Origin of the sequence: Mycobacterium sp. 852002-51057_SCH5723018 (assembly GCF_001667035.1) — a bacterium.
GTDB lineage: Bacteria > Actinomycetota > Actinomycetes > Mycobacteriales > Mycobacteriaceae > Mycobacterium.
Genome location: NZ_LZIR01000038.1, coordinates 1 through 655, shown reverse-complemented (window position 1 = coordinate 655; position 655 = coordinate 1). Strand labels below are relative to the sequence as shown.

At 68.9% G+C, this 655-nt stretch carries 2 pseudogenes; one reads left to right on the top strand and one right to left on the bottom strand.

The features are described 5' to 3' along the window. Positions 1-357, top strand: a pseudogene (locus tag A5764_RS09160) (hypothetical protein); the annotation flags it as partial. A 4-nt stretch (positions 358-361) separates the two neighbouring features. Here A5764_RS09160 and A5764_RS09155 read toward each other — a convergent pair. Next, positions 362-655 (bottom strand): annotated as a pseudogene (locus A5764_RS09155) (hypothetical protein); the annotation flags it as partial.

The following is a 655-nucleotide window of genomic DNA, read 5'->3' as shown; positions in this document are numbered from 1 at the left end:
CCCAGCGATCCGCACGACGGCGCCTACACCGCCGCCCGGCTGGCCAAGGCCGAGGAGGTGCCCATCTCGACGATCTCGTTCGGCACCAAGGGCGGCGAGATCGAGATGAACGGGCAGCGGGTCGCCGTCCCCGTCTCGACGGACCAGATGAAGACGATCGCGCGGCTGTCGGGCGGGCAGTCCTACACCGCCACGAACCTCAGCGAGCTCAACAAGAGCTACAACGCCATAGAGAACGACATCGGGTATCGCACGGTGCCCGGTCCCGGCAGCGCCGGCTGGCTGCGCCTGGGCGTCGTCGCCGCCCTGATCGCCGCGGCGCTGGCCCTGCTGATCAACCGGCGCCTGCCGACCTGAACGCTCAGGCGGGCAGCCTGCGGTTCAGGAACTCACCGGCCAGGACGGCGCCGGCCAGCAGCACCGCGCCCAGCAGCATCCAGGCGAGGCTGGCGTCGCCCTTCACGGTCTCGTAGCCGATCTGGCGCTGCAGCGTGGAATAGACGCCCTCGAGCGACTCCAGGCTGTCAGCGTGAAACGCCTGGCCGTCGGTGATCTTGGTGATTTCCTGCAGCGTCTGGTCGTCGACGGGCACCGGAATGGTGGCGCCCTCGTACTCGACGGTGCCGTAGGGCGTGCCGAAGGAGATCGTCGAGAT